14 protein-coding genes are annotated in these 14,228 nt (G+C 60.3%); 9 read left to right on the top strand and 5 right to left on the bottom strand.

Features of this window, described 5'->3' with window-relative positions:
- Positions 1-242: 242 nt before the first annotated feature.
- Together ACEN8E_RS23075 and ACEN8E_RS23080 are read right to left on the bottom strand one after the other, a co-directional pair.
- Complete coding sequence (locus ACEN8E_RS23075) at positions 243-3,746, bottom strand: alkaline phosphatase family protein (RefSeq protein WP_495590001.1); 3,504 nt, start codon at positions 3,744-3,746, stop codon at positions 243-245.
- Between the two features lie 44 nt (positions 3,747-3,790).
- Entirely contained in the window at positions 3,791-5,581 is a 1,791-nt protein-coding gene (locus tag ACEN8E_RS23080; protein ID WP_495590002.1) for a SulP family inorganic anion transporter, read from the bottom strand.
- A gap of 119 nt (positions 5,582-5,700) precedes the next feature.
- On the opposite strand from ACEN8E_RS23080, the gene ACEN8E_RS23085 reads away from it, so the two are divergent.
- The 4 genes from ACEN8E_RS23085 to ACEN8E_RS23100 all read left to right on the top strand — a co-directional run bounded on the left by ACEN8E_RS23085 (position 5,701) and on the right by ACEN8E_RS23100 (position 7,826).
- The gene (locus tag ACEN8E_RS23085) at positions 5,701-6,666 is read left to right on the top strand and encodes a hypothetical protein (protein ID WP_495590003.1); all 966 of its coding nucleotides are present in this window, start codon (positions 5,701-5,703) and stop codon (positions 6,664-6,666) included.
- A 120-nt stretch (positions 6,667-6,786) separates the two neighbouring features.
- On the top strand, positions 6,787-7,104 hold the full coding sequence (locus tag ACEN8E_RS23090; protein ID WP_495590004.1) for a helix-turn-helix domain-containing protein: 318 nt from the start codon (positions 6,787-6,789) through the stop codon (positions 7,102-7,104).
- A 46-nt stretch (positions 7,105-7,150) separates the two neighbouring features.
- Positions 7,151-7,513, top strand: a complete 363-nt coding sequence (locus ACEN8E_RS23095; RefSeq protein ID WP_495590005.1) for a type II toxin-antitoxin system RelE/ParE family toxin — start codon at positions 7,151-7,153, stop codon at positions 7,511-7,513.
- Complete coding sequence (locus ACEN8E_RS23100) at positions 7,506-7,826, top strand: helix-turn-helix domain-containing protein (protein WP_495590006.1); 321 nt, start codon at positions 7,506-7,508, stop codon at positions 7,824-7,826. The genes ACEN8E_RS23095 and ACEN8E_RS23100 overlap by 8 nt, the downstream gene beginning before the upstream one ends.
- A gap of 23 nt (positions 7,827-7,849) precedes the next feature.
- Here the strand turns inward: ACEN8E_RS23100 and ACEN8E_RS23105 are convergent, their stop codons facing one another.
- Positions 7,850-8,908, bottom strand: a complete 1,059-nt coding sequence (locus ACEN8E_RS23105) for an MBL fold metallo-hydrolase (RefSeq protein WP_495590007.1) — start codon at positions 8,906-8,908, stop codon at positions 7,850-7,852.
- A 216-nt stretch (positions 8,909-9,124) separates the two neighbouring features.
- On the opposite strand from ACEN8E_RS23105, the gene ACEN8E_RS23110 reads away from it, so the two are divergent.
- The 3 genes from ACEN8E_RS23110 to ACEN8E_RS23120 all read left to right on the top strand — a co-directional run bounded on the left by ACEN8E_RS23110 (position 9,125) and on the right by ACEN8E_RS23120 (position 11,568).
- Complete coding sequence (locus tag ACEN8E_RS23110; protein ID WP_495590008.1) at positions 9,125-9,733, top strand: TetR/AcrR family transcriptional regulator; 609 nt, start codon at positions 9,125-9,127, stop codon at positions 9,731-9,733.
- Positions 9,734-9,889: 156 nt separating this feature from the next.
- A complete protein-coding gene (locus tag ACEN8E_RS23115) occupies positions 9,890-10,957 on the top strand; it encodes a diguanylate cyclase (protein WP_495590009.1) in 1,068 nt (355 codons plus the stop codon).
- A gap of 80 nt (positions 10,958-11,037) precedes the next feature.
- Entirely contained in the window at positions 11,038-11,568 is a 531-nt protein-coding gene (locus ACEN8E_RS23120) for a DUF1003 domain-containing protein (protein ID WP_429365605.1), read from the top strand.
- 6 nt (positions 11,569-11,574) lie between these two features.
- On the opposite strand, the gene ACEN8E_RS23125 is transcribed toward ACEN8E_RS23120, so the two are convergent.
- Positions 11,575-12,516, bottom strand: a complete 942-nt coding sequence (locus ACEN8E_RS23125; RefSeq protein WP_495590010.1) for a LysR family transcriptional regulator — start codon at positions 12,514-12,516, stop codon at positions 11,575-11,577.
- 15 nt (positions 12,517-12,531) lie between these two features.
- Between ACEN8E_RS23125 and ACEN8E_RS23130 the strand changes: the two genes are divergently transcribed.
- Together ACEN8E_RS23130 and ACEN8E_RS23135 are read left to right on the top strand one after the other, a co-directional pair.
- Positions 12,532-13,239: a CTP synthase C-terminal region-related (seleno)protein gene (locus ACEN8E_RS23130; protein WP_495590011.1), complete on the top strand. Its 708-nt coding sequence runs from the start codon at positions 12,532-12,534 to the stop codon at positions 13,237-13,239.
- Positions 13,236-13,559: an antibiotic biosynthesis monooxygenase family protein gene (locus ACEN8E_RS23135; protein WP_495590012.1), complete on the top strand. Its 324-nt coding sequence runs from the start codon at positions 13,236-13,238 to the stop codon at positions 13,557-13,559. Before ACEN8E_RS23130 ends, ACEN8E_RS23135 begins: the two co-directional genes overlap by 4 nt.
- A 142-nt stretch (positions 13,560-13,701) precedes the next feature.
- On the opposite strand, the gene ACEN8E_RS23140 is transcribed toward ACEN8E_RS23135, so the two are convergent.
- Complete coding sequence (locus tag ACEN8E_RS23140) at positions 13,702-14,028, bottom strand: DUF2025 family protein (RefSeq protein WP_495590013.1); 327 nt, start codon at positions 14,026-14,028, stop codon at positions 13,702-13,704.
- Positions 14,029-14,228: the final 200 nt, after the last annotated feature.

The raw sequence follows: 14,228 nt of genomic DNA on the forward strand, positions 1-14,228 counted from the left end.
TAGGTAGATCTGCTGCGGAGATTGGAAGCATTCGACCGCTGGTTATCAAGCAGACGTTCTGCGGGACGAACTCCACTCGGGATTCCGGTTACTGATTTTGTTTATGCGTCAAATTCACTGGCGCCTTCGCGAGCAGGCTCGCTCCCACAGGGGGTACAGCGCCTGGCTTGGAAACGTCGGTGTTATCAGGGCCGCAGGATTATCCTGCGGCCTTTTCCTTGGCTGTGATTGCGGTTACGAGATCACCTCCCCAATCCACTAATCCGCCAAGGACACACCGCCGCCCTAACCCCACTCGGCCCAACAATCTCCGGCGTCTGCCCCAACGACCTGGCACTCAACACACTCCCCACCCGTTCAATCAACTGATCAAACCCCAACGTCGCATCCTCCTGATGCAATTTGCGCAACTGCTCAACCAGGGCATAAGTGAACGCCCCATAGCTGTTGGAGCCCACCTCATACTCATTAGCCTTTTCGTTCTCCCGTGCGGCATAGAGCATCAGCGGCATGTAAGGCCCGTGGTGACCGTAGAGTTTGCCTTGGCGCAGCAGCTGGGCTTTTTTCTCGGGGCGCAGGCCGGTGGCGGCGCCTTGGGTGGTGCGGGTGCGGGTGAGGCCGCGGGTGTTGTTGTTTTGTTCGCTGAAGTCGCGGCGGTCGGCGTCGGTGGCGTAGACGCGGCGGTCCCAGTCGCCGGCGTAGGGGTCCCAGCGCAGCATGCGGTGGCGGATGTCGCTGGGTGGGGTGATGCCGCGCACGCGGCCGTTGCCGCGGGTCATGCCTCCGGCGTAGCAGCAGTCGAACATGACGGTGAGTTTGGCGCCGTGGCCGTCCGGGTCGAAAGGCAGATGGCTGTAGAACTGGCGGAACAGTTTGTCGGTGAAGTGGGTGCTTTCGTCGTCCCAGTCGAAGTCGTGGAGCACCAGGGTTTCGTCCATGCAGTCGGCTTCGCCGCTGCCGCTGTAGACCGGCAGTTGGGTGCCGTGGCCGGAGTAGAACAACACGCGCTCGTCGCCGGCGCGGGCGCCTTCCACCAGCCATTCGAGGCGCTCGACGAAGTTGGCCCGGGTCGCTCGGGCGTCGTGCAGCAATCGGATGTCGCCGGCGTCGTAGCCGCTTTCCTGGAGCATGCGGCTGATCAGGTAGGTGTCGTTGATGCAGCCCTCGAGGCGTGCGCCCGGGTCGAGGTAGTCGTTGATGCCGACCACCAGGGCGCGGCGTTTGCGTTGGCCGCTGCGGGACAGGAACGCCGGTACTTCCAGTGCGCGTGCGGCCACCACATCGCGGGCCAGTTGCGGCCACAGGCCGGTCTGGCTGGTGGGTGAGGACAAGTAGGCCTGGGCGGCGTGATTGAGGTCGAGCAGGTCATCGCGCAGCGGCACGCTGAATTCGGTTTGCAGGTCGACCCGTGCGGAATCCGGCGAGGTGATCGGCCGGGTCAGCAAGCCGTCGTTGAGGTTGTGAAGGTGGAACCAGCGGCGGATGCCTCGGCCGTTTTCGCTCAGGCGCAGCACCCGCCCGCCCCACACTTCGCGCATCACCAGCGGCAGTGCGATCGGTGAGCCGAAGCTGACGAACACTCGGCCATCGATGCGCTTGAGAGCCGAACCTTTTTTTGCCACCGAGCGGCGCAGGGCGTCGTAGCCGATCAGGCTGCCCAGGCCTTGGGCGAAGATGATCTGTGGATTGAATGCCTCGATCTTCGCCAACAAGTATTGAGTCAGCTCAGTACGCAACTCGGCGTCTTCGATCCATTGCACGATGGCGCCAACAGTGGTGCGCAACATCTGGTTGACCGGCAGGCCCCAACTGCCGAAGTTCTCGTCGGCCTTGCCCCTGGCGTCGGCGCTCAGCATCGCCAGGCCTCGGGTGATCTGGGCTAAGTCCGGTCCGTCCTTGAGTTGCTCGTCGAAGGACAGGAAGTCGATGTCCTGGTCATCGATGGGGCGACCGTTCTGTGCCAGTTGAGTGCGGATCAATGTGCGCCATTGGTCCTGCCAGTTCGCATCGATGCCGCCCTGCCCCTGGCCGGCTGGCGTGTAGCCGACACCCGGCAGGCACAGGACGCGCAGCCGTGTTGGCGCGATTTCCGCTCCCGGCTCGAGCAAGGCTTTGCTGGCAGGCATTGCAACGGGGCGAACGGCTTGCCCTTGGGCGGTGACCATCAAATCCTGCAAGCGCCGCAGTTTCGCCTCCAGGCTGTCGGCACTGGGCGCGGCAGGCGTGAGCGCGGCCTGAGCCGGATCAGCCAAGGCGCGGCTGCGGTTGCCGAGAAAACCGCTGACCCATTGCGCGCTGCTCTTCCAGATCTGCTCTGGGTCGAGGCCGTCGAGGTAACCGGTGGCGCTGTCCACCACCTGCCGACTCTGGGTCGCCAGTTCGGACTCGATCAATGGCAACCCGACGCGACTGGGCACCACGGTGGCTGCCAATGTCGGTGCAGCCGTTACGCCCGGTGCAGCGCGCCAGATAGGCGCGTTGCCGAAGTGCTGCGCGGCGATCACCCGTGGGCCGAGGGCACTGCGCGGCAATTTGAAGTGATCGCAAAGAAACGCCAGCAGGCTGGTGTGATCGTAATGCTGCGCCTGGACATCGCCCGTCCAGGGAATCAAGCCCGGCTTGAGCCACGGCGAAGCCAGGATCGCCGGAACCCGAACGCCGAGGCGGGTGAATGGATTTTTCCACTCAACATCGACCGTTGAACCGGTCGCCACGCAAGTCGGCGGCACCACGTGGTCATGGAAGCCGCCATGCTCGTCGTACAGCAGCACGAACAGGGTTTTGTTCCAGACAGCGGTATTGGCCGACAAGGCGTTGAATATCTCACCGACAAACTGATCGCCAAAGCGCAGGTCTTCAGGTGGATGATGCGACACATTGGGCCCGAGCTTGCCGTTGAGCAGGCCATAGCTCGGCTCGATCCAGGACAGTTCGGGGAGCCTGTCACCGGCGACGTCCGACTTGAAGTCGTCGATGCTCAGGTGCTGCAAACCACCCTTGACCAGCGCCGCCAGCGGGATCGCGCCATCGGAATAAATCCGCGCGTCGTGGCCGTTGTTGCGCAGCAGCGAAAAAATACTCTCGCCGCCGAACTGTGCGATCAGGCTTTTGATGCCGGCCAGCACCGTGCCCGTGGAGGGCATCAGCAAGTGACCATTGCAACTGCCGAGCATGGCAAAAAAACGGTTCGGCCAGGTGGGGCCCGGGACTGAGGAAAACCAGCGATCACACACGGTGAAATTGCGCGCCAGTCCCTGGATGGCCGGCAACGTATCCTGCGCTGGCGTGGCGCCGAACGGGATGTAGTTCATCGCCCGTTGGGCCATGGATTGCGACCAGGTTTTGTACACCTTCAGGTCGGTGCGGGCCTTGTCGTAGGCGTCCTGGGCAAAACCGGCGAGCGTAGGGTTAGCCGGGCTGGTCTTGAAGGAGACGCCCAGTTGCTTCTCCACGTTGACGAACTCGTGGCCAAGGTCGAAACCCTCACTGTTGCCCGGCGGCAGCGCCGGAGGCAGAGGGGGCGGCGGCGCCCACAGGCTGTAGTTTTCCGGGAACTCCGATGCCTGGGTGATCACCGTCGAACTGCCGTTGGCCAGCTTCAGCGGGTTGGTGCTGGGCGCCTTGCGGTTGATACCGTCACACGCGGGATTGATGCTTGTGTAGTCCCCCAGCAAATGGTCGAACGAACGGTTTTCCATCATCAGCACGACGACGTGCTCAATCCCGGCTGGCCAGTTGTTCGGCATAGTTCGCTCCTTGATGTGAAGTCTCTATTTCGATCTCGCGGGTTTCACGACAATCCGCTCCCTTCATCTTTCCGCTCCCTGTCATCCACCTGATAGTTCGCCACATAGCTGTCAACAGCAGTCCCGATCGTGGGAAAAAAAGCCGTCTCCCCCAGCCGCGCAAACAGCCCGAAGCGCTTGAGTTTGTCCTTGACCGGGTCTTTCATCTCGGCAATGCACAACTCGATACCCGCCGCGTGCAGGGTGTCGTCCAGTTCGGCCAGCATGTCGGCGGAGGTCACGTCGACGCTGGTGACCGGCTCGGCGGCGACCACCAGCCAGCGCACGGGGGTGGGCGATGCAGCCACGGCGTCCAGCACTCGGTCGTTGAACAGCTCGGCGTTGGCGAAAAACAAGGGCGCATCCCAGCGGAACAGGACCAGGCCAGGTATCAGGTGTGCGTCGGGATAGCGTGTGATGTCGTGGTAGCCCTTGACCCCGTCGGCGCGGCCCAATACCGCGGAATACGGGCGCCAGGCATCCCAGAGGAATTCAATGATCGCAATCACGATGGCCAGGCCGATGCCCTCGATCGCGCCGAACACGGCCACGCCGACCGTGCAGACAATCGACAGCCAGCATTCCCAGCGCTGGATGCGATAGATCCGGCGCAGGTCGCTGATCTCGATCAGGCCAATGGCCGAGGCGATCACGACCGCCGCCAGTGCACTGGATGGCAGGTGTTGCAGCAGGTCCGGCGCCACCACCAGCAGCAAAGCCACCGCAAGTGCGCCGACGACGCCGGTCATTTGGGTTTTGGCACCAGCGGCCTCGGCCACGGGCGTCCGTGACGAACTGCTGCTGATCGGGAATCCCTGAAAAAACCCAGCCGCCAGGTTGGCGATGCCGAGGCCCACCATTTCCTGGTTCGGGTTGACGTAGGTACGGGTCCGCGCCGCGTAGACACGGGACAGCACGCTGGTGTCGGCGAACGAGACCAGTGCGACGGCGCAGCCGCCGATCAGGACCGGGACGATATCGGCGCGGGTGATCCAAGGGATGGCGAAGCCGGGCAAACCTTGCGGGAGCGAACCGAGGACCGACACACCGGCGCGGGTCGCAAGGTCGAATACACCCACGGCGACCGTCGCGCCTGCCACGGCGATCAGGATGCCCGGCAATTGCGGCTTTCTTTTGAGCAGCAGGATCACTGCCAGGGTGAGTCCGCCGACCGTGAAGGTGGTCCAGTTGACCTTTCCCTCCATCACCGCCGAGGCGATGGCCCACAGGCTACTCAACGGACCGCCAGACTCAATCGAAAAGCCGAACAGCTTGGGCAGTTGGCTGATCAAGACGGTCAGTGCGATGCCGTTCATATAGCCGTAGCGGATCGGCTTGGACAGCAGCTCGGTGATAAAACCCAAGCGCGCGATACCGGCCAGGATACACACCGCTCCCGAGACGATCGCCATCATCCCTGCCAGGGCGACGGCTCGCTGCGGGTCGCCGCCGGAGAGTGGAATGATGACCGCAAGGATAACGGCCACCAGGGAGGAATCCGGCCCCATCACCAGAATCCGGCTGGGGCCGAACAAGGCATAGAACAGCAGCGGAACGATGGTCGCGTACAGGCCATAAATACCGGGCACGCCCGACGCCACCGCATAAGCGATACCGACCGGCACCAGCATCGTGGTCAGCACCAGGCCGGCCACGATGTCATAACGCAACCATGCCGGTTGGTATTCGCGCAGCATGCCCAGGCCCGGTAGCCAGCGGCGCCAGCCGGTCTGTTCATCCCGGCGTGTTATCCGGCCCGGCTCCGGGAGGGGCGGCGAAACATCTGAATGGCTCATGAAACCGCCCTCTTTGATGGACTGTGCAGGCCCGGCGATGTTGAAGTGATCTCAGTGTAGCTATTGCTTCGAATGCGCCAGCACTGGAAGCTGGTCGTATAAAGGACCTGGAACCCGACATGAAATTCGACCTCGCCTACTGCCTCAGCCTCAACGACAAGTTGTCGATCTACGACGTTCGGGATCTGAATTTCGACGAGACGATGGCGTTCGATTCGGCCAGGGAGCATTTCCAGTGCCCCAACGATGCCTGCCGTTTGGCGCTCGATGCGAGCAATGAGCTGGGCACCTTCAACGCGAAGAATGTGAATTACGTGCGCACGCCGCATTTCAAGAACCTGCCGAGTACGCGGCATGTCGAGGGGTGTCCTTATGCGAGCCTGAAGACGCCGGCGTCGGGTGTGGAGGATGCGGAAACGGATGACAGTCGCGAGGAGCATTTCCCATCAGAATTGTTACTGACCAGGCGCGAGTATGTGCGCAAACCGATCACTCCAAAGGTCGCGGCGGATGAGGTGCGGGATGACTCGCTGACGCCTTCGGCGCCAGGCAACGTCGAGCAACCGGGCAGGGAATCGGCACCGGACAAGACCAGCATCTTCGCCCATCCGGTGGAGTGTTTTGTGTCGAACTTCGACGACAAGGATTTGCTCAAGCGCGTGCCGCTGAAGATTGGCGAGCACACCGCGCCCTACGGCTCGTTTTTCAAGAAGATCGAATACCTGCAAGACAACAAGGGGCTGATCTACTGGGGCAAGGTCAAGGAGATCAAGGACTACACCCAGAGTTTGCGCATCGATTTCGAGAAGAAGGTCTGGTTCGAGAAGAAGCCTTACTCGGTCAATGTCTACCTGAGCAAAAAGCTGATCGACAGCTACCGCAAGCGCAAGGCGTTCCTGGAAGAGATCAAGCACGCCATCGAGAGCGGGCAGGAGTTGTACTGCTTCTTTTATGGGGTGACGCCGGAACTGAAGCAGGTGCCGAGCAAGAAAAACCCCGAGCAGACGTTCGGGGTGTTCAGCGCCAACATCGAGAATCTGGATCACTTTATCGTGCGAGAGGCGCCGGGGTTGGCGGGCAAGTAAAGGCAGCGCCGTTCGTCTGCCTGAAAAGACAAATCAAAAAATGCGTTTGATCCGGGCTCAAAACAACTGTACAAAAACACAGTATATTTTGAACTGACACTCTCGAGCCCGGAGAACACCATGGCCTCTCAAGCGATGAAGATCACCCTGGAACGTATCGCCCTCTTCCAATTCACCCCGGCCCACTGCGCCCAAGCCCGAGCGATGCTGGGCTGGAGTGTGCAAGAGCTGTCGCGGGAGTCCCGGGTTTCGGTGGAGGCCATTCAACGTTTCGAGGCGCGCCAGGAAGTGCTGGACGTCACGCGCCTGGCGCTGGCCTATCGGCTTGAAGCCGAAGGGTTGGTGTTCTTCCCGGGGTTTGCGCCGGGTCGAGGGATGAATGTGAAAGGGTCGACGCCGAATCCGGTTGGGCGGGCAGATTTCGCGATGGTGGAGTGAGCCAACTCATCGATTGACGATTATTCCCATTTAGGTATATTTTCACATGAGTACAAGGAAGCCACTCCTGTGGGTTAGCAGCAGCAAAAAAGACCTCAAGCAGATGCCTGCAGATGTACAGGACGTTTTTGGCCACGCTCTTGATCTGGCCCAAAGCAACAAGAAGCACCCAGATGCAAAACCACTGAAAGGCTTTGGTGGCGCCGGAATCCTTGAGTTGATTGAGGACTTCGATACGAACACCTATCGCGCCGTTTATACCGTTCGTTTTGGCAATGCTGTTTATGTTCTGCACTGTTTTCAGAAAAAGTCGACCACGGGAATCAAAACCGCGCAGCACGACATCGATTTGATCAGGAAGAGACTTCAAGCGGCACAGGAACACGCAAAAGGATCAGAACATGATTGAAATCGAAGAAGGCAGCGGCAACGTCTACGAAGACCTCGGGACACCAAACGCCAATGAAATGCGAGTCAAATCCCAGTTGGCCGCAAAAATTGGCGAAATCATCAAGGCTCGTCATTTGACCCAGGTTCAGGCGTCTGAAATTTTAGGTCTGTCACAGCCCAAGCTATCTGAAATGTTACGCGGTAAATTTCGTGGGATCAGTGAGGCCAAGATGATGGAATGCCTGTTACTTCTCGGGCGTGATGTGCAAATCGTAGTCAAGTCGACCCCGCGCTCACGCAAAGAGGGCCGAATTGAAGTGGTATTTAGCTGAGGTCTATAATTCAACCAATCACTCTACGCGTTCTGCGCCACCACCCGATCACTCTCCCCTTCCACCGCCAGCCACCACGCCCCACCGCGCTGCGGATGCATCAAGTTGAACGCCTCGCCCATCTGCGGTGTGGTGATCGATACGTTGCGTTCCCAGGCCAGGGCCAGGATGCGGTCGAAGGGTTCGTACCAGGCGTGCATCGACAGGTCGAACGTGCCGTTGTGGATCGGCAGTAACCAGCGGCCCTTGAGGTCGATGTGGGCTTGCAGGGTTTGTTCCGGTTGCATGTGCACGTGTGGCCAGTCGACGTTGTAGGCGCCGGTTTCCATCAGGGTCAGGTCAAACGGGCCGTACTGTTCGCCGATGCGTTTGAAGCCGTCGAAGTAGCCGCTGTCGCCGCTGAAGAAGATGCGTGTGTCGCCGTCGACCATCACCCACGAGGCCCAGAGGGTGCTGTTGCTGTCGAACAGGCCACGGCCGGAGAAGTGCTGCGACGGGGTGGCGATGAACTGGATGCCATCGACTTCCGTGCCTTGCCACCAATCCAGTTGGCGGACTTTGCTGGTGTCGATGCCCCACTTGATCAGCGTATCGCCTACGCCCAGCGGGGTCAGGAAGTGTTTGGTCTTGTCCGCGAGCTTCAACACCGCCTGATGATCCAGGTGGTCGTAGTGGTCGTGGGACAGGATCACCGCTTCAATCGGTGGCAATTGTTCCAGGCTGATCGGTGGCTGGTGAAAACGCTTGGGGCCGGCCCATTGCACGGGCGAGGCGCGCTCGGCGAAGACCGGGTCGGTGATCCAGAACTTGTCGCGCAGCTTGAGCAACACGGTGGAGTGGCCCAGGCGATAGACGCTGTGGTTGGGCGCGGCGATCAGTGCGGCTTGAGTCAAGGCTTGCACCGGGACGGGCGCGCTCGGGCGGGTGTTTTGCGGTTTGTGGAACAGCGCGTTCCACAGGATGCCCATGGTTTTGCCAAAGCCTAAACGTTGAATCGGTGTGAAGTTTTGATACTGCCCTTGAGCCTGTCGGGACGCTTCAGGTGTGGAGGCGTTGTCCGCCGGGGAGTTTGAATTGGCCATGTCTGAATGACTCCAGAAAAACCGCGCACAACGCGATTTTCCGCTTTGGGACGATAAATGGCCAAGGCACGCACGCATCAGCCGGACTTTCTATTTTTTACTGGGCAGGATTAACAAAACATTACACTGCACAGTGTAGTTTCTAGGTTGCATCAAAGTCGATGACAAGTAAACTACCGAGTGTAATTCTCCCCTTTTTCCTGCCGAAGCGTACTTATGACAGCTCCACAGCGCCTCACCGACCGAAAACGCCAAGCGATCATTCACGCCGCGATCAACGAATTCCGTGACAACGGTTTCGAGATCACCAGCATGGACAAGATTGCGGCCACTGCCGGCGTGTCGAAGCGCACGGTGTACAACCACTTCCCCAGCAAGGAAGAGTTGTTCGCCGAGATCCTCAATCAATTATGGATCCGGGTGACGGCAGAACAGGAAACGTCCTACCGTCCCGACCTGCCGCTGCGCGATCAACTGCGCGCGTTGCTGATGGCCAAACTGCAGATTCTGGGCGACGACAATCTGCTCGACCTGGCACGGGTCGCCATTGCGGCAACGATTCATTCCCCGGAGCGTGCGCAGGACATGGTGGCCCGCATGGGCGAGCGCGAAGAGGGACTGACGGTATGGATTCGAGCCGCCCAGGCGGACGGCCGATTGAAGGCCGTGGCCCCCGAATTCGCCGCTCAGCAAATCCATGGCCTGCTCAAGTCTTTTGCATTCTGGCCGCAGATTTCCATGGGCAAGCCAGGCTTGCCACCCGAAGAACAACACCGGGTGGCCGAATCCGCGCTGGACATGTTCCTGGCCTGTTACCAGCTCTAGATCAGCGGCTTGCAGCACCTGCCGCAATCGAATGGCTTCGAAGTACGCTGATGATTCCGGCTGGAATAAATGACAATGTGCGCCGTTTTACCAATGAACGGTAATTCTGAGCTCCATGTTATAAAGTATTTCAGAATGAATCTGGCGCACGGAACTATGGATAAACAACACGGCAAGGGTTTGTCATTCGCCAGACGCATCTACATGCCTCGAGCCATCGGCTTGGGCATCGGCAGCTTCAGTGTGGCCGCCGCGCTGTATCCGTTGCACCTGCCAGTCTGGGTCTGGGTTGTGCTGGCGCTCAATGGTTTTGTCTGGCCGCACCTCGCTTATCAACTGTCGAGTCGCTCGGCTTTTCCCTACAAGGCCGAAGGCCGCAATCTGCTTTACGATTCGCTGTGCGGTGGTTTCTGGGTCGCGACGTTTCAGTTCAATCCGCTTTGCACCGTGACCATTCTGGCGATGATGGCGATGAACAACGTCGCCGCCGGTGGCCAACGGATGTTCCTGTTGGGCAGCCTGAGCCAAGCGGCGGGGATCATGATTTCCTGGTCGCTGTTTGGCGCGGCATACACCCTGTCGACCACGCAATTGCAGGTGTGGGCGTGCTTGCCGATGCTGACGCTCTACCCGTTGGTGTTGGGCATGGTCTGCTACCGGTTGACGATCAAGTTGTCAGAGCATAAACGTACGCTCAGCGCCTTGAGCCGCACCGACAGTTTGACCGGGCTCTTGAACCACGGTGCCTGGAAGGACTTGCTGCAACTCAGGTTTCGCGAATGCAGCCAGCGTCAGGAGCAAGCCTGTATCGCACTGATCGACATCGACCATTTCAAGGCCATCAATGACACCTACGGTCATATCATTGGTGACTCGGTACTGCGCCAGTTGAGCATCGAGCTCAAATGCAACCTGCGCGAAGGTGATCTGGCCGGTCGCTATGGCGGTGACGAGTTTTGCGTGATTCTGCCCAACATGCCGCTGACTCAGGCCATGGAAGTGATGGAGCGTTTGCGCAAAGTGTTGCAGGACTATCGGCATCGGGAAGTGCCCGAACTGCGGGTCAGCCTGAGTATCGGCCTGTCGGCCTACCAAGCGGCGTTTACCGATGCAACGGCCTGGCTCGATGACGCTGACAAGGCCCTGTACACCGCAAAGAACACCGGGCGCAACAAGGTCAGTGTCAACACCGGCAACACCTGCCTGCAAACGTCGGCCGTATGATGCAATAGCAGGCGATTGCACTGCCTGAATGACGCTGGAGCTATAGTGAGCCTCAGTCCCAGCGCCAAACAGAGAGCATCATGACCACCACGAACCACGCAACCGCCGCCGTCGATCACCTGCGTTTCCATCGCCCCCATGCCCACTTGGCGCCGACCTTTGGCAATGACAAGTTTGCCCTGCGCGCCGAAGCCTTTGCCCGTTTTTTTGGCACCCCGACCTTTCTTGGCGCACAAACGCTGATCGTGGTGGCCTGGGTGTGCCTCAACCTGTCCGGTTTCACCCACTTCGATGCGTACCCGTTCATCCTGCTCAATCTGGCTTTCAGCCTGCAATCGGCCTATGCCGCGCCATTGATCCTGTTGGCCCAGACTCGTCAGGCCGCGCGGGACAAAGCCCAAACCGATGCCGATGCACAGCATCGCGAAGCGCTGGCAATCGCCAACAGCGAACGGCAGGCCGAAGCCGCGAAGAACACCGCACAACTGTTGGAACTGCTTGAGCAGAACACCCGCCTCACGGAGATGACCAAGGCCCTCACCGAGCGCATCGAAAACCTGACCAGCGAAATGCATCAACACTTCGTGCGCCAGGATGAGCCAAAAGCCTGAACGGCTTCACGGCAGTTTCAGCGCCCGCCCCAACTCGTCGAACAATGTGACCACCGAGCGCAAGGCCCGGCAGTCGGGACGGGTCAGCAGCCACAGTGCGGTGTCGTATCCGCGCAACGGCTCGCCCAGCGGCTGTAACCCGTCGCCGATCAAAAAGTCCGGCAAGGCCGCAACGCCCAGCCCCGCCCTGACCAGCTCGGTCACCGACAGCATGCTATTGCAGCGATAACCCGGCGTTACGCCCGGCAAGGCCTGGCGACGCCAGGTAACGGTCGGGTGGTCAGGCAGGAAGTCGTCCGGGGCGATCCAGGTCAATGAGGCCAGGTTTGCGGTGTTGGCCGATTGCAGGTACCACTCGCTGGCGCACACGCGGTAGGAAATGTCCGCCAGCCGCCGTCCTATCAGGTGCTCCGGTGGCGAGCGGGTCAGGCGCAGGGCGATATCGGCATCCCGACGGCTGAGGTTGGCAAAATCATTGGACGTGCTGAGTTCGAGCGTCAACGCCGGATAGTTCGGCATGAACTGCGCCAGCGCCGGCAACAGCAAACCTTGCAGGACCGAATCGGTACAGGTCAGGCGCACGATGCCGCTGATCACTTCACCGCCCTGCTCCACACCGATGCGCGCCGCCTCCAGCGCCTGCTCGGCGCGCTCGGCCTGTTCAGACAGGGACCGCGCCAGGGTGGTGGGCAGGTAGCCGGCGCGGCTCTTTTCAAAGAGTTGCTGCCCCAGTGCAGCCTCCAGCCGGCGAACCGCTCGGAACACCGTCGAGACATCCACCTTCAACAGCTGCGCAGCCCGGGCCAGAGAGCCGCCGCGTACCAGCGCAAGGATCAGGGCCAGGTCCGGGTAGTCCAGTCGATAGTGCGTCGCTGCATTGATCACTTGGGAAAACGCCAATATTGAGTGCGTGAGCGCCAATCTATAGTGCACACCAGGTATCAACAAGTGCAGAGGCCATCCATGGAAACCCGCCCGATTCGCATCGCCCTGATCGGCGACCACGACCCACAGGTCACCGCCCACCAGGCCATACCCATTGCGCTCGAAAGGGCCGCCGCGCACACCAGCCTGGACCTGCAATGGCAATGGCTGGCCACCGATGAAATCCACACCGGGACACCGCTGCACACCTTCGACGGTTTCTGGTGTGTACCGGCCAGCCCGTACCGCAACATGGACGGCGCATTGCAAGCAATCCGTTTTGCCCGCGAACAACGGCGACCGTTCCTCGGCACCTGCGGTGGTTTTCAACACGCGGTGCTGGAATATGCGCGCAATGTGCTGGGCTGGTCGGATGCCGAACACGGCGAGACGGCGCCCGATGCAACACGGGCGCTGCTGACGCCGCTGACGTGCGCGCTGGTGGAAGCGGTCGATACCATTCACTTACATGAAGGCTCGCTGATCGCCCAAGCGTACGAAAGCGCCCAGATTCGTGAAGGCTATCGTTGTCGCTATGGCGTGAATCCACAGTTCGAAGGGGAGCTGCTCAAACGTGAACTTCACGCCGTCGGCCACGATTCGCAACAAGGCCTGCGGGCGGTCGAACTCAGCGGCCACCCGTTCTTTGTCGCGACCTTGTTCCAGCCCGAGCGGGCGGCGCTCAAGGGCGTCCTGCCGCCGCTGATTGCTGCCTTTGTCGCAGCCTGTGCAAGGCAGCCTTCATGATCGCCGATACGCCAGCAACACCTTATTACGCGGTGATCTTCACCTCGGTACGCACTGAGGGCGACCTGGGTTACGCCGAAGCGGCCGCACGGATGCTGGAACTGGCCCGTGAACAGCCGGGGTTTCTCGGGGTGGAGTCGGCTCGGGGCGAGGATGGGTTGGGCATAACCGTGTCGTACTGGGCCAGTGAAGCGGACATTCTGGCGTGGAAGCATCATCCGGAGCACAGTGCGATTCGCGAACGTGGGCGCTCGACCTGGTATGCGCGGTGTCATACGCGGGTGTGTCGGGTTGAGCGGGCGTACGAGTTCAGTCTGTAAATGATGTGGTGTGCTTGAGGCCGTCTTCGCGAGCAGGCTCGCTCCCACAGGGATCTTGGGTGTACGCAAGACATGTTCCCACCACAAAAACCTGTGGGAGCGAGCCTGCTCGCGAAAGGGCCAGTCAAGTCACCGCAAAAACTCAGCCCTGCACCAGGCTGCGAACCGCCAAAATCTCCGGCACGTCCCGCCGGTTCATGTACACCCGCAACGGCTCGGTAATGTTGATCCGCTCATCGATGTGCTGCTCCAGCAGCAACTGAATCAATTCGCGCTTGAGCGTCATGGCCTGCCCGGGGCCCGCGACCCAGACGAACTCGCTGGTGGGGATGATGCCGTCGTCCGCCACGTCCATGCCGAACGAGTCTTCGCTGAAGCGCACGATGTAGTGCCCGGTCTTGCGATTGAGGCCGACAAAGCCCTTGAGTTGGTCGGCAGCCTGGCAGATGAGCTGGGAAGTGATGCGCATGGTAAACCTCACATAAGGTCGCAACGGACCGCTGATCAATGGTTTACACGCAAGGCAGGTGCATGGGTTTCCCTCTGCCGGGGAAATGGCCGAGGTCAAGATTACTGCAAAGAAGCGCACAAATGCGCTGAAAAGTGCTGCGTTGAACAGGTTTGTGTCGGTCTCGCGATAGCGCATGCAATGATCAGTTGTTAAAAGGA

This window comes from Pseudomonas sp. Pseusp9 (assembly GCF_059491265.1).

Excerpts from the sequence above, each read along its gene's own strand:
- ACEN8E_RS23075 (WP_495590001.1), bottom strand. The coding sequence starts at position 3,746 with ATGCCGAACAACTGGCCAGCCGGGATTGAGCACGTCGTCGTGCTGATG.
- ACEN8E_RS23080 (WP_495590002.1), bottom strand. The coding sequence starts at position 5,581 with ATGAGCCATTCAGATGTTTCGCCGCCCCTCCCGGAGCCGGGCCGGATA.
- ACEN8E_RS23085 (WP_495590003.1), top strand. The coding sequence starts at position 5,701 with ATGAAATTCGACCTCGCCTACTGCCTCAGCCTCAACGACAAGTTGTCG.
- ACEN8E_RS23090 (WP_495590004.1), top strand. The coding sequence starts at position 6,787 with ATGGCCTCTCAAGCGATGAAGATCACCCTGGAACGTATCGCCCTCTTC.
- ACEN8E_RS23095 (WP_495590005.1), top strand. The coding sequence starts at position 7,151 with ATGAGTACAAGGAAGCCACTCCTGTGGGTTAGCAGCAGCAAAAAAGAC.
- ACEN8E_RS23100 (WP_495590006.1), top strand. The coding sequence starts at position 7,506 with ATGATTGAAATCGAAGAAGGCAGCGGCAACGTCTACGAAGACCTCGGG.
- ACEN8E_RS23105 (WP_495590007.1), bottom strand. The coding sequence starts at position 8,908 with ATGGCCAATTCAAACTCCCCGGCGGACAACGCCTCCACACCTGAAGCG.
- ACEN8E_RS23110 (WP_495590008.1), top strand. The coding sequence starts at position 9,125 with ATGACAGCTCCACAGCGCCTCACCGACCGAAAACGCCAAGCGATCATT.
- ACEN8E_RS23115 (WP_495590009.1), top strand. The coding sequence starts at position 9,890 with ATGGATAAACAACACGGCAAGGGTTTGTCATTCGCCAGACGCATCTAC.
- ACEN8E_RS23120 (WP_429365605.1), top strand. The coding sequence starts at position 11,038 with ATGACCACCACGAACCACGCAACCGCCGCCGTCGATCACCTGCGTTTC.
- ACEN8E_RS23130 (WP_495590011.1), top strand. The coding sequence starts at position 12,532 with ATGGAAACCCGCCCGATTCGCATCGCCCTGATCGGCGACCACGACCCA.
- ACEN8E_RS23135 (WP_495590012.1), top strand. The coding sequence starts at position 13,236 with ATGATCGCCGATACGCCAGCAACACCTTATTACGCGGTGATCTTCACC.
- ACEN8E_RS23140 (WP_495590013.1), bottom strand. The coding sequence starts at position 14,028 with ATGCGCATCACTTCCCAGCTCATCTGCCAGGCTGCCGACCAACTCAAG.